Origin of the sequence: Belliella kenyensis (assembly GCF_022549675.1) — a bacterium.
In the GTDB taxonomy this organism is placed as follows: Bacteria; Bacteroidota; Bacteroidia; order Cytophagales; family Cyclobacteriaceae; genus Belliella; species Belliella kenyensis.
Genome location: NZ_JAKZGR010000003.1, coordinates 367,126 through 389,913, shown reverse-complemented (window position 1 = coordinate 389,913; position 22,788 = coordinate 367,126). Strand labels below are relative to the sequence as shown.

Below are 22,788 nucleotides of genomic sequence, written 5' to 3'. Positions count from 1 at the left end.
AACTTCAATTCATTGGCTCAACAGGTTGTTAATGGTCAATATCCATAAGTATCCAATATCAATTTATATCGGAAGTAAGATAAATCGGGACACAAAATTAAGTGAATCTATCGGGTCTTGAGTCTTGCGTCTTGTATCTTAATGAAAGATGAAGGGGGAGTTTGATATATGTTAAAGCGATATAAAGTTGATATATACCTTCGGCGAGTGTATCTGAAATTATACTTCAAGCTTGGTACACTGTACTTGGTACTTTATACTTGGTACATAATACATTGTATGCCTCTACCTATGATTACACGCTTTTTTGCCAGTAACTTCAATTCATTGGCTCAACAGGTTGTTAATGGTCAATATCCATAAGTATCCAATATCAATTTATATCGGAAGTAAGATAAATCGGGATTTTAGCAGGTGTGGCGATATAAGGTTGATATATGCCTCTACCTATGGGTAGATAGGTGTGGAGATATTGAGTTGATATATGCCTATGGCGATATAAAGTTGATATTTGCCTTCGGCGATATGGGGTTGATATATGCCTTCGGCGATATAAGTTGATAAATACTTTCTGATTACACGCTTTTTTGCCAGTAACTTCAATTCATTGGCTCAACAGGTTGTTAATGGTCAATATCCATAAGTATCCAATATCAATTTATATCGGAAGTAAGATAAATCGGGACACAAAATTAAGTGAATCTATCGGGTCTTGAGTCTTGCGTCTTGATTCTTGCATCTTGGTTCTTGGTTCTTGATTCTTGGTTCTTGGTTCTTGATTCTTGCGTCTTGTTTCTTGTTTCTTGTCTCTTGTTTCTTGATTCTTGTTTCTTGATTCTCGCTTCTCGTCTCTCTCAAGCATCTACTCCGTTTTTAATTTTTCAGCAAAAACTTTTTTAAATTTATCGACTTTAGGTTTGATCACTAGTTGACAGTAGGGTTGGGCGCCGTTGTCTTTGTAGTAATTTTGATGGTAGTCTTCTGCCACGTAGAAGTTGGAGAATGCAGTGATTTCTGTTACAATTGGCTTAGAAAATGCTCCAGATTCATTTAGTTTCTTTTTGAAGAACTCAGCTTTATCCTTCTGGTCTTGATTGTGGTAAAAGACTGCTGACCTGTACTGAGGACCTACATCAGCTCCTTGTCTATTCAGCGTAGTAGGGTCATGGGTAGACCAGAAGATCTCTAGTAGTTCTTCAAAACTGATTACTTTAGGATCAAAAGTAAATTGAATCACTTCTGCATGTCCTGTGGTGCCAGAGGTGACCTGTCTGTAGGAAGGCTTATCAATATGTCCACCACTGTAGCCGGATTTCACCTCACTCACCCCTTCTATATCCTGATATATGGCTTCTATGCACCAAAAGCAACCTGATCCAAAAGTTGCTACCTCCATACCCTCTGGTACGACTACACTTGTTTGAGGAATTTTTTCCATGGCTTTATTATTCTTTGATTGCTGACCTGTAGATGGTTTACATGCTACAGCGAAGCTGAAAATCATACAAATTACTATTCTGATCATGAGCTATTTTTATTGTTCATAACCGAAATCTAGCCCTCATGGTTTATTTTTTGGCTGTTATTTTGAAAGCTGACTTATTCAAAGTTGTTTTGTTCGAACTTTCACCACCAAAGATCAGGGAGATTTTTCCTTGGTCATACATCTTTTCTGCTTCTGCAACTACATCATCAACAAAATATTCCCATGATTGGGGAAAAAGCCACATCACAACCTCCGCAGGATCAAAAGACTGATTGGGGTTCATGCGAATCATCTCTAAGATAGCTAGTTCTAATATCGGTATGTCTACGGTGTACTTCAAATACTTACTGACAGATCAAAATAAATACAGGTGGGAAATTCTTGAGCGTAAAGGTGGCACTCACCTTTGGGAAATAAGACTCAAATTGATTTTTAAGGAAATAAGAATAGCAAATTTGAATCAATTTACCATGGGAAGAAATCGAAGCTTTGCTTTTCTGATAGATTTGGCTTCTTACAGGTTTTGGAATCAATGACAAGGGCAAGGAGGATAAAATAAGATCTGCCTCTTTGCCTTCCAGATACTTGTCTATGTTTTCAGCTGAGTCATTGATTATTTTGACATTGGGTTGGGTAAATTGTGTTTGGAGGTTATCACAAAACTTTTTGGATATTTCAAACACCAACAAAGTAGCATCGGGATTCATCCTATCTACTATACCTTGGGTGATACTTCCATCTCCACCTCCTAGCTCTACTATAACCTTGGCCGATTGGAAATCTGCATAGGATAACATTTTATCTACCAATGCCTTAGAACTAAAAGTCACGGCACCAGTGGTAGAAATATTGGTAAATAATTCTTTAAATAACTTAAATTTGGACATATAAAATGGTTAACGAACTATTAAAAATCTTTTTACTCTTAACACAAGTTCATTGGGATTAAAAGGTTTAGAAATAAAGTCATCCGCTCCTAGGCTAAAGGCTTTGTCTACGGCATTTTCTTCATCTCCAAGCGAAGACAAGATTATGATAGGAATGTCTGGAAATTCCTTTTTGGAAAGGTGAGTCACCTCTAAACCAGACTTGTATGGAAGCATGATGTCTGTGATCACCAGGTCAGGAACATGTTGACGTATTGCCCTGATTCCACTGTCACCATCTTTGGCTATATAGATCTTGAATCCCGCTTGTTTTAGCTTGAACTCAGTCATTTTCAAGATCAATTCATCATCTTCGATAAGTACTATGGTATATAACTTAGGGTCTTCCATTCTGTATTTTCATCAAAATCTATACTGCAAATTCAGTGTACCCTCAAATTCTTGCTGTGTACGACCTGGAAAGTACTCCTGGTGGTTATACATAAATTGAGCTCCGATGAGTACATTTTGCCTCAAGGCTTGGTAATAACCTATGCCCGCTCTGTAAGAATCCAAGGCAACTCTATTTTCAAATTGACCCAAAGTGGTCCTTTCATCAGGTGATGTCCCATATCCAGCAATAAAGGTAAGATAATCAAACCTACCACCAAAATAATATCGTGTAGTCAAAGTAAAGGCTGGGTAGAATTTATCTTCTTCATTTTGCAAAAATGACCTGATATTCAACCAATAAGAACCAATATACTTCCCTACTCCAATAATTCCCGATCTGAAGACCCTATTCTCTCCTGGAGGAGTGACCTGAGTATACCTCAGACCAAGTTCACCTTCCCATCCGTCCTTGAAATTTTTAAAATAAGAATAGCCAAAACGTAGCTTGGGAAAAACAATGGCATTACTATAGGCTGCACCCACATATGAGTAGGACATTTTACCAGTAAAAAAATAAGATTCTAACTCATATTGAATCCCATTGGAAATGGACTGTCCTCCGCTCAGCCTATCGGCATAGTTGACCCTTCCGATCAAGCTCCCCCATTCTCGCTCTCGGATATATTGTAAGCCTGCAAGGTGCCATGGACCTACCCCATCCCTATCGAAACCTGTGATACTATAATTCACACCAAGCCTATCTGCATTAAATCTCGCATCGAGAAAATTGAACCTTTGCCTATATGCCGACTGATCGGGATTGGCAGTAAGCAATTTTTTCAAATATTCATATTCTGCCCTGATATCTCCTGACTGCATCAAAAGCTCATGTTCGAATCTATGTAGATAGTCAGCACTCAGGCCTTGATTTCTTGCAGTATTTATCCACTTTTTTGCTTCTTCTTGATTTCCTTTGGCTATAGCTACGGGTATGATGTATTCATATACTTCTAGGTAGGAAGTATTTCTTTCTAGCACATAGTTGTAATAATAGCTGGCACTATCCAAATGATTTTGCTTCTGATATATTCTACCAAGAAGTACGTGATAATCCAAGTAATCAGGGGCTAGCGCCAGAGCAGTCCAGGCCATCACTTTAGCGCTTTCTGGGTTATTTTTCTGATTGAACTCTTGGTAGGCTACTACCAATAAGCTATCCGTATCGATTTGCTGAGCCATCAATGTTCCCGCGTTTGCAGTGCAGAAACTTATAAAAATCCAAAACATCAATTTCTTCATAACTATTTCTTTTTAGTCTGAAAACCAGTTCTTTGCATATTTCCCCATTTTTGCTCTTTGTTTGCGAAATAATGCCAATATCCCTTGATCGCAGCATATACCACAAATGGGTGGTAGGTAAATGGTTCTATTACTCCTTTGAAAACTAATTTGACCAAATCCATTCTTGATCTGTAGTATTTATTGAACATCTCGTCCAGAAGTACTGAGCTGATTGTGATGATCAAGTAGAATAAATATACTGCCAAAACAAGTTTGAAAATAGCCATAAAACTCACGCCCAACAAAAGTATGCTTAATATTATGATCAATAGACCAAAAACTTCTAAAATCGGAACAATAAACTCAAAAAAGAAAAAATAAGGCATCGAAACAAAACCTGTAAGACCATATTTTGGATTAAAGAACATGTTTCGGTGAAGTATCAAAGTTTGGATCAACCCCCTAGCCCATCTTACCCTCTGACGCATCAAGACAGCTTTGGTGGAAGGTACTTCTGTCCAACACAAGGTTTCTGGTATATATAGAATCTTAAATTTCTCCTGCTGATCATGCATATATTTTCTCATTCTAGAGATCAGATCCATGTCTTCACCCAAGGACTTGTGCCAGTATCCTCCCACTTGTATCACTATCTCTCTGTCAAACATCCCCAGACCTCCAGAGACCAATAGCAACGCATTGATTTGACCCCAAGCCATTCTTCCAAATAAAAAAGCGCGGATGTATTCCAGCTCTTGAAAGCTTGCCCACCAATTGTCAGGAAATTGAACATCCACCAAAAACCCATCTTTGACAGTACAGGAATTGGATGGTCTTAGTGCTCCTCCTGTAGCAATCACCCTTGTTTTTGACTCCATGAACGGCTTAGCCAACTTCATAATGGTGTCATTTCTCAGGATGCAATCTACATCTGTACAGATAAAAAGCGGATACTTGGCAGAATTGATTCCCGCATTGGAGGCATCTGCCTTGCTTTTGCCATTTTCTTTATCCACAACTAGCAAATTGCTATATACAGGATTAGTGGATTTGTAATGGCCTCGGACTGGTTTTGTTTCGATTTTGCCTTCATAAAAAAAATCAACCTTCACCAATTCAAATTCCTCAATGAGCTTTTGCAATGTATCATCTGTGCTTCCGTCATTGACGATCACCACTTCAAATTTGGGGTAATTCAAATTCATCAATGAGCGAACATTATGCACTATATTCAAGGCTTCATTGAAGGCGGGAGCTACTATAGATACTCCTGTGACATGATTAGATTTCACAAAAATATCATCCTTGAAAAAATATTTATTGTTGTTATATGCTTTGATAGCTATAAAAGCCAAGATCCCCATCAAGACATACAAGAACAAATAAGCAGAAGAATAGACAAGAATAAACCATTCGTAATACCTCAGAAAATCTTTAAAATAAGCAATCATCTTCTTAAATGTATGGATCTAGAACATGTTTTTTGACAGCACACAAAGTCGATCCCTCTGGATAGTTTTGAACAAACAACTCTGAATCTAATTCTTTTAACCCGCGCATTGCAGCTAGAAGTAATTCAGATCTGTTTGGTGAGTTTACTACTTGAAACAAAAATGCTTCACCAGACCTAGACCCCATAGCAGCAAGTGATTCAACTATTTTTATTTTTAATTTATCATTTCCTTCATCATAAATATCGATCAAGGCTCCTTCCGCATCTTCTATGAGCAACCTTCTTACCACTTCGATTGCACTTTCTCTTATCCTTAGATCAGCTGATTTGATCAATTCTATCACAGCTGATTTGAATTCAAGCGCATTATAATAGGCGATAAGTTTCAATGCAAATACCACATGAGAAGGACGCTCATGTGCCAACCAATCCCCTATAAAGGTTGGTTTCTTGATCTTTTTTCTTTGAATAATGTCCAAGAGCTTGATTTCATCTATAGGACTGATGCGATCTACATATTCATCAAGAATACTCAAAGGGTCTTTGTCTGAGAGAGAAATATAGGCTAGGACAGCAGCTGTACGCACCTGCTCATTTTCATGCCTCACATAAGGATAGATAATTTTAGAACTAGGAGCATAACCAAGTTCTCTCCAATAATAGATTACTTTGCTGATATAATAGGACTTGCCAGTTTCGAGAAGACTTTTCATATAATTGAACAAGCCTAGCTGTAGGTAGATCTTGATCAGCAATTGACTATAATTTCCTTTGAGATTTTTGTCCAAATCAATGATATTTTCGATTAGAAGCTCTTTGCACCAGGGCTTGTCAAAAGGTACTTTTTTCTTAATCTTATTCACCTTCTCATTGAACGACCTTTCATCAAGGTCTTCCTCAAAAAGAAGCTTGGTAAAAAAACCGTAAATCTTATACTGAGCAATTTTTTCTTGATTGTCGGCATCTATTCGACGTCGAATGAATCGAAACAAATAGAATAGTATCAACCCAAACGCAAAGAGTAGCAAAACCAATACAACATCCAAGGCATTTGAATATTGAAAGTGATATTCAAAGAGTAAAAGTGGAGAAACAAAATTTAATAGAAAGTAATACATTTATCAATCGTCATGATGCGTATTTCAACCATTTCTTTACCCTGAAAGACAGTTCATTTGGCTTGAATGGCTTTGGTATAAAATCTGAGGCACCTATAGTAAACGCCTCCAGCACCGTATTTTCTTCCTCACCCAAGGAGCTAAGGACTATTACAGGAACTTTTGGATTGACCATTTTAGCGTGATTGATGATTTCTAAGCCGTTCCTGAATGGCATCATGACATCGGTAATAATTAAATCTGGTGAAAGTGTATCAATAGCCTCAATCCCTGCTTGTCCATCTTCCACTATGGTGACTTCGTACCCGTCTTTTTTGAGTCTGAATTTGACCAAATTGGAAATAAGCATATCATCTTCTATCAATAAAACATTCTTCATGTGGTATATATTGCAATTGAATTCGAAATTTACTACGTTTTTTTTATAAAAAAAGTTTCGTCACATTCTAGAAAAAATACAATTATGACCTCAAGAAAATACAAAGATACGTAATTGACTTATGTTTTCACTTTTTTGCCGTTCTTACCAAAATTTGACGCTAAAAAAAAAATAAATTTTTATGGAAAAAATCTTTTACTAGCTTACATGATTGAAAAGTCAACCAAACCATCAATAATATAGAATGAAAATCTGTACAAATCACAAGCTATTGAGTAGCTTAATTGTTGCTGTTTTTTTCATACTAAGCTTAAAAACCCATGCTCAAAGCGATCCTAGTGGAACTAGGAGGGTAAGTAGCTCATATGCAATCACAAATGCAACAATCACCACTTCTCCAGGAAAAACGATCCAAGGAGCTACCATCCTTTTCAAAGATGGTTTAGTAACGGCAGTGGGTACCAATGTGTCGATTCCTAAGGGGACGGACATACTCTCTGGAGACTCTCTTTTTGTCTATCCTGGATTCATAGACGGTGCGAGCAGCGCTGGAGTAAGCCGACCCTCAGATCCTGAGAGACCAGCCAATTTCGATTCCTCCAATCCTACTGACGAACAAGCAGGTATCACTCCATGGAGAGCTGTTTTGGATCATCATGACAAGCAAAACAACGCTATTGGGGACTGGAGAAAGGCTGGATTTACCATAGCACAGCTAATTCCTGACGGCGGAATGATCTCTGGAAAAGCAGCTATTATCACCTATGGAAGTGGTTATTCGACCAACATTTTGGCAGAAAACACAGCCCTTATGGCCAGATTTAGGGGCTCCAGAGGTGTATACCCGGGTACACCATTAGGGGTAATGGCAAAGTTTCGCGATGTTTACAAAAATGCTGAACTTTCCGCCAGACATACCAAGCTTTTTGCGAGCAATAATGGCCTGAACAGACCCGAAATCAACAAGACTTATCAGGCTATGTATCCTGTGCTTGATAAAAATATCCCTGTGATATTTGAAGTTTCCAATGATCTTGAAACAAGAAGAGCATTAAGACTTCAAAAAGAATTGGGATTCAAATTGGTGCTGTCAGGTGTGACAGAAGTTGAGCATTTGATTTCAGAAATCAAAGCTTCAAATGCCATCATATTGCTTTCCTTGTCATTGCCAGAGGATAAAACAAAATCCAAAGAAGATGCTACAGAAGAATACAAAGCTAGAACCACTCGCGTGAAAGAAGCCTATCAACAGGCTTTGAAACAGGCTTCCTTGCTAGAAAAAGAGGGGATCAAATTTGGTTTTGCTACAGCAGGCTCAAAATCAGGAGATTTTATGAAAAATCTTCAGATCATGATTGAGAATGGCCTCAGTGAAAACACGGCTTTGGCAGCACTTACTATACATAATGCTGAAAACCTTGGGATACAAAAGTTTGCTGGAACATTGGAAAAAGGCAAACTAGCCAATATGGTCATCACCACGGCTCCCTTATTTTCAAAAGATGCTCAGGTCAAGCACGTGATAGCGGATGGTTATCTATTTGACTATGAAACCAAATCCAAAAAATCTGCAACTGAAAGCTCCAATACAGGTAATACCAGTATAGCGGGGGAATGGGAATATACTTCAGATACACCTGCTGGAAGCTCTGGAGGCATCATGAAAATAGAAGGTAGTGGCTCTAACCTCAAAGGCATCATTACTTATGATGATCCAACAGGCAATGGCACTGCTCAAGCTGATATGAAAGATATCAAAGTAGCTGACAATAACCTAAGCTTCAGCTTCAATGTCAGCGCTGGAGGCATGGACATTAGGGTAAATGTATCTGGAGAAATTGATGGCAGTCAATTTTCTGGTCAGATTTCTCTAGGAGAATTTGGAAGCTTTCCTATGAATGCCTCGAAAAAACCAACTAGTCTCAACTTCTAAATCACTCTCAAAATGAAAAAGCTTAACATATTTATAGCCGCTATTTTGACCTTGGTTTGGATACCTACTCAAGGACAGACAAACAAAGGTTCGGTTCTAATCAAAAATGCAACTGTACTCACTGTGACAAACGGAACACTAGAAGATACAGATGTATTGGTCGAAAATGGAATTATCAAAAAAATAGGCAAAGGGCTAAGTGCAAGTAATGTCACCACAATAGATGCCAAAGGCAAATACCTCATGCCTGGTATTATAGATGCTCACTCACACGTGGCATTGGATGCAGTGAATGAGGCTACAGCACCAATCACCTCGGAGGTGCAAATGGCAGATGTAGTGGATCCATTTGATGTAGGATTGTACAGGGCACTTGCAGGCGGAGTGACGATCTCTCATGCCATGCACGGGTCTGCAAATGCCATCGGAGGTCAAAACATCACCCTTAAGCATCGATACGGTACATACAACCCAGAAGATCTTTACATGAAAGAAGCACCAAGGACCATAAAATTTGCACTTGGGGAAAACCCTACACGGGTTCATGGTAGAGGAAAAAACATTCAGCCTAGAACCCGCATGGGCGTGGAAGCTATCATTAGAAATGGTTTTAACGAAGCTTTGCAATACAAAAAGTCTTGGGAAAATTACAATACAGCACTCAAGCAAAAAGGTGCTACACCTATACCTCCTAAGCATGACGCAAGGCTTCAAACATTGGTAGATATCTTGGATGGCAAGATCATCATCCATTGTCACTCCTACAGAGCTGATGAAATATATGCATTGATCAATACATGTCGTGATTTTGGAATCACCAACATTGTATTCTCTCATGTAAATGAAGGATTCAAAGTCGCTCCTGAATTGGCAGCATACACAATGGGCGCATCGGTATTCGCAGATTGGTGGGCGTATAAGTTTGAGGTATATTACTCCACCGCTTACAATGCCGCAATACTAACTGAGAACAATGTCATCACTTCCATCAATTCGGATTCTGGTGAGCTTATACGCCACTTGTATCATGAAGCTGCAAAAACACAGCGCTATGGGCAGCTGAGTGATGAGCAAGCACTTGCCCTCATTACGATCAATCCCGCAAAGCAATTGGGAATAGCCGATAAAGTTGGCTCCATTGAAGAAGGAAAGCAAGGAGATTTGGTGATTTTCGATGAGCATCCCTTATCTGTATATGCTATTCCACAGATGACATTTGTGGATGGAGTCAAGTACTTTGACATCCATGATGACGCAGATGATATGAGGATAAAAGTAAGCGCAACGGATACCGTAGAACCTATTTTCCTAAAAGAACATGATCACAATTGTATGCATGGTGTTGATTTCTTTTTCAACAATTTTGGAAGAAGCTTATTCCAGCATTCACATTAATAGGTTCAAGGACAATTCAAAATTCAAGAAATCATGAAGAAATTCAATTCAATCATATACCTATTGGCCTTGATATTACTCCCTGTGGTGACGCAGGCACAGTTTGACGGAGAATTTATCAAGCCAAGAAATGGAAAATTTTTACTCCAAAACGCTACTGTAGTCACTGTCACAAAAGGTGAAATAAAAAATGGGAGCGTGCTTATAGTAAATGGGAAAATAGAATCCGTTGGCACCAATATTTCCGCTGGAGATGCGGAGGTAATAGATTGCACAGGTCAGTATATTTATCCAGGGCTTTTTGACGGAGGCAGTAGATTGGGTCTTGTAGAAGTTAACTCCCTTCCAGAGACACAAGATTTTGCTGAAATTGGTCAAGTTACTCCCAACATGAGAGCATTGGTGGCTGTGAATCCCAATTCAGTAGCCATACCAGTCACTAGAGTCAGTGGAGTCACCACTACCCTAGCATCGCCATCGGGTGGATTATTTCCCGGCACCGCCGCACTGATCAATTTGAATGGCTATACAGGTGATCAAATGTATGCGGGATTTGAAGGAGTCATCCTAAATTTCCCAACCTCTGCCAGAAGAAGCACCTGGGATAGAAGAAGTGAGGAAGAAGTCAAAAAAGATGCAGAACAAGCTCAAAAAAACCTGAATGAAATCTGGGCAAAAGCTACCAAATATCATGAGCTAAAAAGTTCAGAAGCTGAATTGACTTTCTACCCTGAAATGGATCAACTAGCCAAAGTCATTTCAGGAGATTTACCACTTCTAGTAGAGGTAAATGCAGCCGAAGACATACTTTCAGCAATCAAATGGATAGAAGAAAAGAAAGTTAGAGCCATACTAACAGGTGTAGCGGAAGGTTGGAGAGTAGCTGATAAAATCGCGCAAGCTAAACTTCCAGTAATCACAGGCCCTATGCTATCTATACCTACTCGTCAATCAGATCGATTTGACGCAGCCTATACCAATCCAGGCAAATTGGCCAAAGCTGGCGTGAAAGTAGTAATCAGAACCAATGATGCCGAAAATGTGAGAAACCTTCCTTTCAATGCAGGATTTGCAGCTGCTTATGGTATGGGAAAAGAGGAGGCTTTGAAAGCCGTTACCATCAATGCTGCTGAGGTGTTTGGTATCGCTGATAAAATGGGATCTATAGAGGCTGGAAAAGACGCAACTTTGTTTGTCTCATCTGGTGATCCTTTTGAGACCAGAACCCAAGTTTCTCACGTATTCATAGATGGTTACAGAGTACCAATGAGCAACAGACACATCAAGCTCTATCAAGAATTCCTTGAAAGATCGCCTGGTCTAGAGAAATAAATAGACTCTTTGAATTCAAAAACCGCAAGCTAAAAATTATTAGCTTGCGGTTTTGTCGTCATCCAATATTTAGTAAAAACTTGTCTGAAGCAGATCAAAGCCGGGATTGAAATTCCAAATAACTTACTCGTAGCGTTGCTTAAGAACATATTTGTAATGTAGTCGAGGCGAATAATCTAAACTCCCTCAAGAATAACAATAGTAAGAAGAACCCTAAGCTATCATGAAAAAAAAGCTATCCATATTAATCTTTTTTGCATTTACGATCATCAGCTTCACAGCCTGTACAGACCCAAAATCATCTCAAGTCAGTGAAAGTATAGAATCCTTCCGTATGGATCTCGCTCCAGATAAAAGAGTAGCACTTTGGGATATACAGTGGGATGGCAAAGTCTTAAGTGGCCAAACCGATCAAGAAGAAGGCTTGGAAGCATTCTTAAATCATCTAGATAGCCTCCATATCAATTATGACAATCAAATTGTACTCTTGCCAGCGGAAGAACTGGGAGCACAAACATTAGCTCTTGTCACCATATCTGTCGCAAATATCAGGAGTGATTCCAAGCATTCCGCCGAGCTAGCAACTCAAGCTGTAATGGGGACGCCGCTCAAAGTATTGAAAAAAAATGGAAGCTGGTATTTAATCCAAACACCTGAGGGATACATATCTTGGGTAGATGCTGCTGGTATAGCTTTGAAAAACCAGGAAGAGCTACAAGCTTGGATCAATGCACCCAAGGTCATCTTCACCGAAATCGTTGGCTATGTGTATGAAAATGCAGACAAGGGAGATTTTATAAGCGATCTAGTAGCAGGAAATATTTTAGAAGTAAAAGGAGAAAAAGGAGGATTTTGGGAAGTAGTGCTCCCAGATGGTAGAAAAGGCTGGGTGGATAAATCTCAATGTGAAGAGATGGATAAATGGCTTGAAAGCAGAAATCCTAGCAAAGAAAATCTTATCAAAACTGCCAAATCCATGATGGGTGTGCCTTACCTCTGGGGTGGCACTTCGGTCAAAGGTGTGGACTGTAGTGGATTTACGAAAACTATCTACTATCTCAATGGTGCAATCATCCCCCGAGACGCTTCACAACAAATTCATGAAGGAGAAGAGATTGACACTTCCAAAGGTTGGGATGATTTACAAGTTGGTGATCTTTTGTTTTTTGGAGAAAAAGCTACCGAAGGTAAAAAAGAACGTGTAATCCATGTAGGAATGTGGATAGGCGATAAGGCTTTTATCCACTCAAGAGGAAGAGTAAGGATCAGCAGCTTTGATCCAGAAAGCCCTGATTATGACGAGTACGAATTGAACAGGTACCTGAGAACCAAAAGAATTGTCGGTACATCAAATAACAATATCAAAGGAGTTAGTGAATTGTTGAATTATTGAATTGTTGAATTAGTGAATTGTTGAATTATTGAATTGTTGGATTGTTGAATTAGTGAATTGTTGAATTATTGAATTGTTGAATTATTGAATTGTTGGATTGTTGAATTAGTGAATTAGTGAATTAGTGAATTAGTGAATTAGTGAATTAGTGAATTAGTGAATTGTTGAATTATTGAATTGTTGAATTAGTGAATTAGTGAATTAGTGAATTAGTGAATTAGTGGATTGTTGGATATGGATTTCGGTGAAGATAGCAGTAGTAAGGTCTTATTTGGGATTTTAAGGATTAAGATATTGATTGAAACCTGTCCGATGTAGTGGGCTAGATCCGCAGAGGCGCACTTGTTAATAGTTGATTTTAATCCAGAGGTAATCTATTATTTGAATAAAATACTTTTGCAAGCATAAAAACGAATGTACTTATAATTGAATTATATGGATATAAGGAACTTTGCCATTGACATTAAAGGATTCCGATTTATCTAATTTCCGATATAAATTGATATTGGATACTTATGGATATTGACCATTAACAACCTGTTGAGCCAATGAAATGAAGTTGCTGGCAAAAAAGCGTATAATTAGAAAGTATAATTCCAGATTCACTCGCCACAGGCATATATCAACCTTATATCTCCGCACCTGTCTACCCATAGGTAGAGGCATATATCAACCTTATATCGCCGAAGGCATATATCACCAAAATATCACCACACCTGTCTACCCATAGGTAAAGCCATATATCAACTTTATTTCGTTAGGAGGCCTCAAATCTATGAAGCTTCTCAATACTCGTGCTTTTGGGGAAACTCTGATGATTAAATAAAAAAACCTTTTGATTGGATTTTTTACCGTCTATGTATATATTAGACCAAAAATATGTTTTAACCTAACTTTTAAAATTATGAGAACTTTACAAAACTTTACAAAACTTTACAAAACTTTACAAAACTTTACAAATAAAGTTTTTACTAGCAATTTTAATGGTTTCTTGTCAGGAAGTTTCTGAAACGCCTGATCTGATTAATGAAGAAAACAGTATTATTGAAAAGGTTCTTCCTCCAGAACTTGACCCCACTGGTAGAATATCTTTCAAAAATCTGACTAGCTTCTCTGATTTTGTAGAGAAAAACAGTGATAAAGAGGGCGATGAACTCGGGATTTTCAAAGATAAATTCGTCTCCTTGAGACAAAAAAGAATTGAGCTTGCAAAGGTAAATCCTGCAATGCTAAGACTGGAAGATGATGATATCGAAGAGGACTCTATTATAACAGATGAATTTACAGCTTCTCTTGTCAATGAAAAGAGAGAATTAATGATAGAAGGAAAAGTTGTGAGGTATACCGAGTATGGAACATTAGTGTATCATGATTATTTCACAGAAAGAGTAGAAGAAATGCAAATCAAAGTAAAGTTCGATGATTAAATCCGTCTTTGCCATATTGTTTGCATCATGCATCTCATTTTCCACCTCCCTTGCTCAAGGGAGGTGGACCATGGGATTTGATGTCGCCCGAAGATCTGAGATCAGGCAAAATGAAGATTCTTATAAATATTTGTACACTCGAGGAGGGGGAGGTCCAATGTTTTCTATAGGTGGCAGCATTGCCTTTCAGTACAGTGAGACCTGGAGATTTGAGTCTGGTGTATTGAGTACCCCATATTCCAGAACAGTGGCAGTGTATTACAACGAACCAGGATACCAAAGATTATTAAACAGACCATTAATGTATGGAAGCCATACAAATACAATAGAAATTCCATCTAAGATAATTTATAACCCTTCAGTTCAATGGAAATCGATAAATCTAAACCTTTTATTTGGTTTAAACACCTATTTACTTGCAGGCAATTTAAATTCAAGAGGTGAAACTTGGTTGGCTTCTATTCCTGTATATCCTTCACCTCCTACAAACTTATCAGTTCAATATTTTACAGAAAATTTATCAAAGATAAACTTCAGCCTAGAAGCCGGAGGTGAGGCAATGTGGAATTTGGGAAAGCGCTTTATCTTTATTTATAGACTGACAGGAAGATTGGGTTTTATCGATATGGTAGAAATGGAAGGAAGCTACAAAACAGGACAAAACATCTCAGAAAATCCAGAGAGCGTACACCCTTTTAGGATAGTGAGTAATGGCAGTGCCTTGCATCACATATTCAGCCTCAGATATAGAATGGGAAAAAAGAAAGAAAAAGAAAATTGGTGGGAATATGAAGACTAAAATAATATTAATTTCGATGGCAGTTAGCTTATGCTTGGCTGCATCTGGCCAATCAGCTTATGCTGAAAAAGAAATCGCCAAAAGCTCCAATCCACTTTATAAAAATGGATTGAATTATGTAAGTTTTGGTGCGGAGATCGGCCCTACGCTAAACAGGTTCAACAGCTCCTACCCTGTACACTTTGGACTTCCAGTCAAAGTATATTTGGGAAGACAAAAAGTGGGTCGTTTCATCATCCGAACTGGATACCATCATTTTCCAGTACCTTCAGATAGGTTAGACGCTAGTCAAAAGAGAGCCTATAACCAAATAATCCCTTTGGCAATCGGATACCGAAGAAATATCAGGGACTGGTACATCGAGGGATCTCTTGGAGCTGCGATAAATCAAAGCACTTCGGTATATAATGACCCTGCGCAAGAAAATTGGGTAGTAAGCTATCGCGAGATCAATTATGGCTTGGAAATAGGAAGACAAATCGGAGATTTCGACATCGGTCTAGTCGTGTATAATACAGGACCTATACCATACCATATCCTTTTCTCTGGTATCAAAACGAGCTATAGGATAAAATGGTAAAGCACATCAACCCAATTCGAGCTCCAATTGCTCGATTTCCTCAACTAATTGCTCCCATTGGGCATTGATCTTAGCTTCTTGATCTTTGATCTTTTGGTATTTCAAATTCACAGCTTCGAGTTTTTGGCTATCTGCAAACACCTCTGGACTAGCCATCTCTGATTCCAAAGTTATCTTTTGTTCTTCAATCCCCATCAGCTCTTCTTCCACTATTTCCAACTCCCTTTGCTTTTTCTTTAGCTCTTTCTTCACTTGGTTAGCCTCGGTCTGATTGATTTCTCTTCTTTTTGCTACCACGACTTTGGGGGCAGCCTCAGTTTTTGCTGTGACCAATGCCTCCGCATCCTGCTTTGCCTTCCAGTTCAAAAACTCCTCGTAAGTACCAGGGTACTCCTTGATTTCTTGATCTTCGATATACCATATTTTATTGGCAACTCCTCTGATAAAGTGCCTGTCGTGAGAGACCGTGATGAAAGTCCCTTCGTACTGCTCCAGCGCCTGAATGAGGATATTGACAGATTGCATATCCAAGTGATTGGTAGGCTCATCAAGCAACAAAAAATTGGCTTCTGATATCAAAGTCTTCGCCAAAGCAACCCTGGACTTTTCTCCCCCAGAGAGCACTTTGATCTTTTTAAATACATCCTCATTGGTAAATAGGAAACAGCCCAACACATTCCTTAGCTCTTGCTCTGTTTTGGAAGATCCAGCTTGATTCATTTCTTGAAGGATTTCATTATTCACATTCAAGGCCTCAAGCTGATGCTGTGCAAAAAACGATTTGATGACATTATATCCTTCTGTCCTACTCCCTTCAACTTTTTCTGTACCATCTATGATTCTCAACACGGTAGATTTCCCTTTACCATTGGCACCGATCAAGGCTATTTTGTCTCCCCGCTCAATTCTCGCTGTGGAATTTTTCAAAATCACCAAGTCACCATAAGCTTTGGATACTTGATCTAGCGTCACTACATCCCTACCAGATTGTTGAGAAAATTTAAATTTGAAATTAACGGCTATGTTATCATCCACTACCTCATTTACCCGATCCAGTCTTTCCAAAGCTTTGACCCTGGACTGTACCTGGTTTGACTTGGTTGCCTTGGCCCTGAACCGCTCTATGAATCGCTCCGTTTGCTTGATCATCTGCTGCTGATTCTCATAAGCGTTCTGCTGAATCTCCATCCGCTCCTTTTTCTCTTCTTTGTAAAAAGAATAGTTTCCCGAGTATAAAGTCAGACCTCCATGAGACACTTCCACAGTTTTTTCAATGCAATTATCCAAAAATTCCTGATCGTGAGACACGACTATCACAGCACCCTCATAGGTTTTAAGGTAGTTTTCGACCCATTGTATGGAAGGTAAATCAAGGTGGTTGGTAGGCTCATCGAGCATCAAGAGAGAAGGCTTTTCCAAAAGTAACTTGGCCAACATCACCCTCATTCTCCAGCCTCCAGAGAATGTCTTCAATGGCCTCTTCAGGTCTGCTGTCTGAAATCCAATCCCTTCCAATACCTCCTCTGCTTTGGCTTTGATCGTGTAGCCTTCATTGGCCTCAAACTGATCTTGAAGCTTCGCTAGACGATCAATTACCTGATCGGAATAATCCGTTTCCATCTGCTTAAGTACAGCGTCTATTTCCTCTTGAAATTTAAGTGTAGCCTGAAAAGCTTCTAAAGCTACATCAAGAATAGAATCTTCAGACTGATAGGAAAGTAAATCCTGATTAAGAAAGCCTATGGTACAATCTTTCGCCTTTTGGATATCTCCTGCGCTTGGTTGATAATCTCCATTGATCAATTTGAGCAAAGTAGATTTACCTGTACCATTGAGTCCCACTAGTCCAATTTTATCCTTTGGCTTGATATGTAAGGATGCATTTTCATATAGACCTCTACCACCTATGAAATACGAAAGATTGTTGATTGATAACATGGCGCAAAAATAAGTAATCTAGCAATGAAACAAGGGAGTATATGAAATTCTTTTTGATAGGGCTAAATATTGGCGAATAAACCATTCTGGAACGTACTTTGCTATTTTTTGCTTACCCACGCTATTTTCTTAATCGAAAACTTAATCAACCGTAACATGAAAAATTCCATTTTAATTACTTTGGTAGCCCTTTTAACTTTGTCTTGGGCATGTGCACCTAGCACACAGATTACTGCAAGCTGGAAATCAGAAGAGGCAAAAACTGGCTATAGCAGCATATACATTGCAGCACTGACAGAGGATCTTCAAATCAGACAAAGCATTGAAAATGAATTTTCCAATAGGCTACAAAACAGAAGTGTAAGTACGACCAAAAGTATTGAATCTCTTCGACCTGACTTTTTTGATGAAAGAGAACCTAGTAAAGACAAAATTCTAGAGGCAATTCAAGCGACTAATTCAGAGGCTATCTTGACGGTGACATTGATTGACATTGAAGAGGAAGAGCGCTATGTACAAGGAGGACCTGTAGGAGGTGGATTTGCTCCTATGGGAAGATTTGGGTACTATGGCAACTTCGGAGGCTATTTCAATCATTGGCATGGGGCAGGTTGGAATCAAGGATATTATGTCAAAGACAAGGAATACTTCCTCGAAACAAACCTTTATGATTCATCTTCTCTAGAGCTCCTATGGTCCGCCCAATCCAAAACTCTAAATCCAAATGACATTGAGAGTTTTGCTAGAGAGTTCGTCGACTCAATGAAAAAAGAACTCAGAAGTGAGGGACTGATTAATTAAGAGAAATGACTTGTATCATTGAATAATTTTAAGCTGGGCTGGTTAAGTACACAAACTAGCTCAGCTATTATATTTATAAGTTACTACCTTAAGAAGTGAAAAAATGATCAATCACTGGAAGATTCTAAGAACGGAAGAATAGTCAAAGCGACTGACTTAAAATCAAAAATTCAAAAATGAAGCTAGAAGTTTACTGCTTAGAACACGCTTCAAAACACATAAAAACATCACCATCACCTTAAAAAACTGTTTTTTAAGGTGATGGTAATTAAAATTTGATTTCTATTTACAATATTTCCAAGAACTCTAGCTAAATCAAACTCAAGCCTTTAACCATTCTGGTTTGGTTGTAGAGATATTGGCCTGGAGTTGATTGAGTAAGTTGTAAATACCGAAATAGGTTCTGTTCACATACAATCCATGCCGCGAACCTCTGGCTTGTCTTGATTTTTTGAACATCTTATCATTTGATATCCTATCGCCTAGCTGAAAAATCTGCTCGAAGTAATCATCATTGGCAAAATCAAAGCTATCAACATGAAAAGGTTTTCCTAACAAAGAAATCATCTCTTTGAATACAGATTTGAAATATAATTTTTCATCTGCTGTATCTCTGTCTGATATAAATTCCAACCCATAGAATATTTGATCCAATTCTTGTTCATTGATCATCAAGTCTTTTTTAATCAGTGAAAAGTACCCCTTGTAAAAATCCTCTGGTATCACTTTGACACAGCCGAAATCTATAATTCCTAGCTTTCCATCGTCCTGAATGATAAAATTGCCTGGATGTGGATCAGCATGCACTTGCTTGAGCTCATGCACTTGGTGATGATAGAAGTCCCATAGGGCTTGACCTACCCTGTTTCGCTCTTCCTGACTTGGATTCTTGTTTGCTAACCATTCGCGAATATGCTGACCATCAATCCAGTCCATGGTAATGATACGAGAAGAGCTCATTTCCTCATAATATGACGGGAAACTCAAGTTAGCAATATGACCACATGCAGCGGATATCTCTTTCGACCTCGCCACTTCCAATTCATAGTCAGTCTCTTCCAAAAGTTTCTCCTCCACTTCCTCCATATAGTGATCCAGCTCCTTTTCGCTCATATTCAATAGTCTCAAAGCAAATGGTCTGACCAGCTTCAAATCAGAACTCACAGAATCTGCCACTCCTGGATATTGTATTTTGACAGCGAGTTTTTTCTTACCCAATGTAGCTTGATGAACCTGCCCTATAGATGCTGCATTGACTGCTGACTTGGTAAAAGAGTCAAACATCCCATCAGGTGTTTTTCCAAAATGCTTTTGAAAAGTCTTCACAACCAAAGGATACGATAATGGTGGTGCACTGTACTGTGCCATGGTAAATTTATCTTGGTAAGCCCTGGGCAGGATATTCTTGTCCATAGACATCATTTGCGCTACTTTGAGTGCTGATCCCTTGAGTTGGCTTAGAGAATTGTAGATATCTTTTGCATTTTCATTGTGCAAATCCTCTTTAGTCAAACTAGGATTAACTACTTTTTTCGCATAGTGCTTCACATAATTCCCCCCTACTTTGGCACCAGTAGTAATAAATTTCGCCGCACGCTGTACTTTTGAGGTAGGAATACTTTCCTGCTCTTTCATATTCGAATCCATGGTAGGAATGATTTATTTTTGCTGATATAGGAATTTTGCAAAGTCGATAAAAGTATCCAAAGCACTTTTGCCCATAAGATCAAAAGCAAGGTTGACGGACTTTTCTATGGCGGCATCTGTTTTTTCAAATGCTGGAGATGTATCCTTAAGCCAAAACTGAAAGACAAACCAAACTTGAAGCCATAGTGCATCATCATACCTGTCTGTGATCACGGGTCTATCAGCTATTTCTTCAGTCTCTTTACCAGCTAGGATGATTTCATTTGCAAAGTCCTTGAACATGCCTTTGAAAACTTTCACCTCAGAAGGCAATAATCCTTTGAGATCCTTTTTCGAGCCATATAAAACAAGTAAATAGGACCTGTTTTTCTTTAACTCCTCTATCCATGTAAAAAGAAAACTTAACAACTTCTCTCTTGAGCTATAAGAAGTGTAAACTTCTTGAGATTCTACATTCACTATTGTTCGATCAAAAAGCTGTTCCCAAACGGCCGATTTGATCGCTTCAAAGGATGTATAATAGTTATAAAAATCCTCTTCTTTCATCTTTAGCTCTTTTGCAAACTTGAATATGGAGGCAGGTTCCTGTCCATGTTCAAGAATATAAGCCATGTATCCTTCTACGATTTTTGTCTTTGGATCTACTTTAGATGTTTTCTTTGTGACTTCTTTTTCCATGATACTTTTATTTACTAGATGTATAACCGTCAAAGGGAGAATGAAGTTTGAAAATTGTCAATTAAATTCCACTATTTCACAATCTATTAAGTGAATAAAAGCAAACTAAACCTAAAAATTGATAGACTAGAATTTGTAAGAATTGATATTAAATCATGACAGAGAAATTATTAGAATTCCTTGCAAAAAAAATAAGAATTACGCTACATTTGCTGAGATTTTGAGGTCAAAAGCATATTCCTTAGTATGAAAAATATCAAGCCATTTTCTAAAACTGAAAGCCTGATGGCTTTGGTATGGACATGTGCTTTATTTTTTGGACTATTCACTTATAGCTTTGCAGACAAGGGCATTGAATCAGTAAGCTCAGCGGGAATATCAGAAAGTCTCTCCCTTACAGAACTTGCTCAAGATCAAAGTACCATACATGCCCTTGATCATACACCATTCTCAGAAAAATTACCAGAATCAACACCAGAAGAATCAGAGGATTCTGATGAAAAAGAAGGAGAAAGTGAACTTGAAGTTGAATGCATTCAAGTATTTCAAAAACTCTACAGCAAAATCTACTACAAAGATGATCTATCGGTAGATTATCTGACAATATCTCAACTTCACCGAGAAACAATCCCTTTGTTTATCCTTTTCCACGCCTGGAGAAGTTTCATAGCCTGATTTTTTTATAAATACGATCGAGCTAAAGTCTAGCACTTTGGGTGAATCGACTATGCTTTAGGTTTTCAAGCCTCTAGCACCCATCTCCTATTCTGGAATTTTTACAAATCTAATACAACATGAAATTAACAACGATTCTCATTGGCATCATCTGTATGCTACAATGGACAGGATGCCAAAGCAAAAAGCATCATGAAAAAGAAATACTTACTTTGCAAGTGACCCGCCCTTTGGTAAAAGACACCCTCATCTATCAAGATTATGTGGCTCAGGTCAATTCATATCAGCATATTGAGCTAAGAGCTCTTGAAAGAGGTTACTTGCAAAAAATATATGTGGACGAAGGTCAAGCTGTAAAAAAAGGTCAGCTACTTTTTCAAGTAATGCCTCTAATCTATCAAGCAGAAGTGGGCAAAGCCAATGCTGAAGTCAGCTATGCACATATCGAGTACGAAAACACCAAAAGTCTAGCTGATAGCAACATTGTATCCAAAAGTGAACTTGCATTGGTCAAAGCTAAACTTGACAAAGCTCAAGCAGAACTTAACCTCGCCAGTACGCACTTGGGATTCACTGAAATCAGAGCTCCTTTTGATGGAATAGTGGGGAGGTTTCATGTACGACAAGGAAGTCTCCTCGATGAGGGTGAATTGCTTTCTACCTTATCTGATAATGAGAAAATGTGGGTCTATTTCAATGTACCAGAAGCTGCCTACTTAGATTTGAGCGACAACGATGCACTGAATCATCAAAGTGATGTAAGATTGAAACTTGCCAATCAAAAGCTATTTGATCAAAAAGGCATCGTAGAGACTATCGAAGCTGTATTCAACAATGAAAATGGCAACATTGCCTTCAGGGCTACATTCCCAAACCCTAAAGGTCTTCTCAGACATGGAGAAACTGGGAATATCATGCTCCCTACTCCCATACATCAAGCATTAATTATTCCTCAAAAAGCAACTTTCGAAATCTTGGATAAGAAATATGTATTTGTCTTAGGAAAGGGTAATATTTTAGAAAGTAGGGAAATCAAAGTTGCACAGGAACTCCCTCATCTCTTTGTAATTTCAGAGGGACTTCATGAAGGAGATAAGATATTGGTTGAGGGACTTAGAAAAGTCAGAAACAAGCAAAAAATCAATCCGGAGTTTTTGAATATTTCAGAAATCATTTCTGGTCTAGATAAGCTGCATGCTGAATAAATCGAGAAC

22 protein-coding genes are annotated in these 22,788 nt (G+C 38.4%); 10 read left to right on the top strand and 12 right to left on the bottom strand.

The genetic code is table 11. The features are described from left to right. Positions 1–658: 658 nt before the first annotated feature. The 9 genes from MM214_RS05005 to MM214_RS04965 all read right to left on the bottom strand — a co-directional run bounded on the left by MM214_RS05005 (position 659) and on the right by MM214_RS04965 (position 6,976). Complete coding sequence (locus MM214_RS05005) at positions 659–862, bottom strand: hypothetical protein (protein WP_241292714.1); 204 nt, start codon at positions 860–862, stop codon at positions 659–661. Further along, positions 863–1,438, bottom strand: a complete 576-nt coding sequence (gene msrA, locus MM214_RS05000) for a peptide-methionine (S)-S-oxide reductase MsrA (RefSeq protein WP_376856714.1) — start codon at positions 1,436–1,438, stop codon at positions 863–865. It abuts the gene before it with no gap. A gap of 130 nt (positions 1,439–1,568) precedes the next feature. Further along, positions 1,569–1,826 (bottom strand): hypothetical protein, encoded by a 258-nt coding sequence (locus MM214_RS04995; protein ID WP_241292710.1) that lies wholly within the window; start codon positions 1,824–1,826, stop codon positions 1,569–1,571. 4 nt (positions 1,827–1,830) lie between these two features. Further along, complete coding sequence (locus MM214_RS04990) at positions 1,831–2,373, bottom strand: class I SAM-dependent methyltransferase (RefSeq protein WP_241292708.1); 543 nt, start codon at positions 2,371–2,373, stop codon at positions 1,831–1,833. Between the two features lie 9 nt (positions 2,374–2,382). Then, positions 2,383–2,763, bottom strand: a complete 381-nt coding sequence (locus MM214_RS04985; protein WP_241292706.1) for a response regulator transcription factor — start codon at positions 2,761–2,763, stop codon at positions 2,383–2,385. Between the two features lie 12 nt (positions 2,764–2,775). Then, complete coding sequence (locus MM214_RS04980) at positions 2,776–4,044, bottom strand: YaiO family outer membrane beta-barrel protein (RefSeq protein ID WP_241292704.1); 1,269 nt, start codon at positions 4,042–4,044, stop codon at positions 2,776–2,778. A 2-nt stretch (positions 4,045–4,046) separates the two neighbouring features. Continuing rightward, positions 4,047–5,477: a glycosyltransferase family 2 protein gene (locus tag MM214_RS04975; protein ID WP_241292703.1), complete on the bottom strand. Its 1,431-nt coding sequence runs from the start codon at positions 5,475–5,477 to the stop codon at positions 4,047–4,049. 4 nt (positions 5,478–5,481) lie between these two features. Beyond that, entirely contained in the window at positions 5,482–6,597 is a 1,116-nt protein-coding gene (locus MM214_RS04970; RefSeq protein ID WP_241292701.1) for a HEAT repeat domain-containing protein, read from the bottom strand. Positions 6,598–6,607: 10 nt separating this feature from the next. Next, entirely contained in the window at positions 6,608–6,976 is a 369-nt protein-coding gene (locus MM214_RS04965) for a response regulator transcription factor (RefSeq protein WP_241292699.1), read from the bottom strand. Between the two features lie 244 nt (positions 6,977–7,220). Here MM214_RS04965 and MM214_RS04960 point away from each other — a divergent pair, with 244 nt between their 5' ends. From MM214_RS04960 to MM214_RS04930, 7 genes are all read left to right on the top strand, one after another. Next, entirely contained in the window at positions 7,221–8,909 is a 1,689-nt protein-coding gene (locus MM214_RS04960; RefSeq protein WP_241292697.1) for an amidohydrolase family protein, read from the top strand. Between the two features lie 12 nt (positions 8,910–8,921). After that, positions 8,922–10,304, top strand: a complete 1,383-nt coding sequence (locus MM214_RS04955) for an amidohydrolase family protein (RefSeq protein ID WP_241292695.1) — start codon at positions 8,922–8,924, stop codon at positions 10,302–10,304. A gap of 33 nt (positions 10,305–10,337) precedes the next feature. Continuing rightward, the gene (locus MM214_RS04950; protein ID WP_241292693.1) at positions 10,338–11,636 is read left to right on the top strand and encodes an amidohydrolase family protein; all 1,299 of its coding nucleotides are present in this window, start codon (positions 10,338–10,340) and stop codon (positions 11,634–11,636) included. Between the two features lie 223 nt (positions 11,637–11,859). After that, positions 11,860–13,029 (top strand): SH3 domain-containing C40 family peptidase, encoded by a 1,170-nt coding sequence (locus MM214_RS04945; RefSeq protein ID WP_241292691.1) that lies wholly within the window; start codon positions 11,860–11,862, stop codon positions 13,027–13,029. A 983-nt stretch (positions 13,030–14,012) separates the two neighbouring features. Further along, positions 14,013–14,456: a hypothetical protein gene (locus MM214_RS04940; RefSeq protein ID WP_241292689.1), complete on the top strand. Its 444-nt coding sequence runs from the start codon at positions 14,013–14,015 to the stop codon at positions 14,454–14,456. After that, on the top strand, positions 14,449–15,255 hold the full coding sequence (locus tag MM214_RS04935; protein WP_241292687.1) for a hypothetical protein: 807 nt from the start codon (positions 14,449–14,451) through the stop codon (positions 15,253–15,255). Before MM214_RS04940 ends, MM214_RS04935 begins: the two co-directional genes overlap by 8 nt. Continuing rightward, a complete protein-coding gene (locus MM214_RS04930; RefSeq protein ID WP_241292685.1) occupies positions 15,245–15,835 on the top strand; it encodes a hypothetical protein in 591 nt (196 codons plus the stop codon). The genes MM214_RS04935 and MM214_RS04930 overlap by 11 nt, the downstream gene beginning before the upstream one ends. Before the next feature lie 6 nt (positions 15,836–15,841). Here the strand turns inward: MM214_RS04930 and MM214_RS04925 are convergent, their stop codons facing one another. Further along, on the bottom strand, positions 15,842–17,773 hold the full coding sequence (locus MM214_RS04925) for an ABC-F family ATP-binding cassette domain-containing protein (RefSeq protein ID WP_241292683.1): 1,932 nt from the start codon (positions 17,771–17,773) through the stop codon (positions 15,842–15,844). A gap of 156 nt (positions 17,774–17,929) precedes the next feature. On the opposite strand from MM214_RS04925, the gene MM214_RS04920 reads away from it, so the two are divergent. Further along, complete coding sequence (locus MM214_RS04920) at positions 17,930–18,574, top strand: hypothetical protein (RefSeq protein WP_241292681.1); 645 nt, start codon at positions 17,930–17,932, stop codon at positions 18,572–18,574. Between the two features lie 321 nt (positions 18,575–18,895). Here MM214_RS04920 and MM214_RS04915 read toward each other — a convergent pair whose 3' ends face one another. Together MM214_RS04915 and MM214_RS04910 are read right to left on the bottom strand one after the other, a co-directional pair. Continuing rightward, the gene (locus tag MM214_RS04915) at positions 18,896–20,221 is read right to left on the bottom strand and encodes an ABC1 kinase family protein (protein WP_241292679.1); all 1,326 of its coding nucleotides are present in this window, start codon (positions 20,219–20,221) and stop codon (positions 18,896–18,898) included. A 12-nt stretch (positions 20,222–20,233) separates the two neighbouring features. After that, the gene (locus tag MM214_RS04910) at positions 20,234–20,899 is read right to left on the bottom strand and encodes a TetR/AcrR family transcriptional regulator (RefSeq protein ID WP_241292677.1); all 666 of its coding nucleotides are present in this window, start codon (positions 20,897–20,899) and stop codon (positions 20,234–20,236) included. A 246-nt stretch (positions 20,900–21,145) separates the two neighbouring features. Here MM214_RS04910 and MM214_RS04905 point away from each other — a divergent pair, with 246 nt between their 5' ends. Further along, entirely contained in the window at positions 21,146–21,574 is a 429-nt protein-coding gene (locus MM214_RS04905; RefSeq protein WP_241292675.1) for a hypothetical protein, read from the top strand. 119 nt (positions 21,575–21,693) lie between these two features. After that, complete coding sequence (locus MM214_RS04900) at positions 21,694–22,779, top strand: efflux RND transporter periplasmic adaptor subunit (RefSeq protein ID WP_241292673.1); 1,086 nt, start codon at positions 21,694–21,696, stop codon at positions 22,777–22,779. The last annotated feature ends 9 nt before the right edge of the window (positions 22,780–22,788 follow it).

Coding starts and splice junctions, on each gene's coding strand:
- MM214_RS05005 (WP_241292714.1), bottom strand. CDS start 862: ATGCTTGAGAGAGACGAGAAGCGAGAATCAAGAAACAAGAATCAAGAA.
- msrA (WP_376856714.1), bottom strand. CDS start 1,438: ATGGAAAAAATTCCTCAAACAAGTGTAGTCGTACCAGAGGGTATGGAG.
- MM214_RS04990 (WP_241292708.1), bottom strand. CDS start 2,373: ATGTCCAAATTTAAGTTATTTAAAGAATTATTTACCAATATTTCTACC.
- MM214_RS04985 (WP_241292706.1), bottom strand. CDS start 2,763: ATGGAAGACCCTAAGTTATATACCATAGTACTTATCGAAGATGATGAA.
- MM214_RS04980 (WP_241292704.1), bottom strand. CDS start 4,044: ATGAAGAAATTGATGTTTTGGATTTTTATAAGTTTCTGCACTGCAAAC.
- MM214_RS04975 (WP_241292703.1), bottom strand. CDS start 5,477: ATGATTGCTTATTTTAAAGATTTTCTGAGGTATTACGAATGGTTTATT.
- MM214_RS04970 (WP_241292701.1), bottom strand. CDS start 6,597: ATGTATTACTTTCTATTAAATTTTGTTTCTCCACTTTTACTCTTTGAA.
- MM214_RS04965 (WP_241292699.1), bottom strand. CDS start 6,976: ATGAAGAATGTTTTATTGATAGAAGATGATATGCTTATTTCCAATTTG.
- MM214_RS04960 (WP_241292697.1), top strand. CDS start 7,221: ATGAAAATCTGTACAAATCACAAGCTATTGAGTAGCTTAATTGTTGCT.
- MM214_RS04955 (WP_241292695.1), top strand. CDS start 8,922: ATGAAAAAGCTTAACATATTTATAGCCGCTATTTTGACCTTGGTTTGG.
- MM214_RS04950 (WP_241292693.1), top strand. CDS start 10,338: ATGAAGAAATTCAATTCAATCATATACCTATTGGCCTTGATATTACTC.
- MM214_RS04945 (WP_241292691.1), top strand. CDS start 11,860: ATGAAAAAAAAGCTATCCATATTAATCTTTTTTGCATTTACGATCATC.
- MM214_RS04940 (WP_241292689.1), top strand. CDS start 14,013: ATGGTTTCTTGTCAGGAAGTTTCTGAAACGCCTGATCTGATTAATGAA.
- MM214_RS04935 (WP_241292687.1), top strand. CDS start 14,449: ATGATTAAATCCGTCTTTGCCATATTGTTTGCATCATGCATCTCATTT.
- MM214_RS04930 (WP_241292685.1), top strand. CDS start 15,245: ATGAAGACTAAAATAATATTAATTTCGATGGCAGTTAGCTTATGCTTG.
- MM214_RS04925 (WP_241292683.1), bottom strand. CDS start 17,773: ATGTTATCAATCAACAATCTTTCGTATTTCATAGGTGGTAGAGGTCTA.
- MM214_RS04920 (WP_241292681.1), top strand. CDS start 17,930: ATGAAAAATTCCATTTTAATTACTTTGGTAGCCCTTTTAACTTTGTCT.
- MM214_RS04915 (WP_241292679.1), bottom strand. CDS start 20,221: ATGGATTCGAATATGAAAGAGCAGGAAAGTATTCCTACCTCAAAAGTA.
- MM214_RS04910 (WP_241292677.1), bottom strand. CDS start 20,899: ATGGAAAAAGAAGTCACAAAGAAAACATCTAAAGTAGATCCAAAGACA.
- MM214_RS04905 (WP_241292675.1), top strand. CDS start 21,146: ATGAAAAATATCAAGCCATTTTCTAAAACTGAAAGCCTGATGGCTTTG.
- MM214_RS04900 (WP_241292673.1), top strand. CDS start 21,694: ATGAAATTAACAACGATTCTCATTGGCATCATCTGTATGCTACAATGG.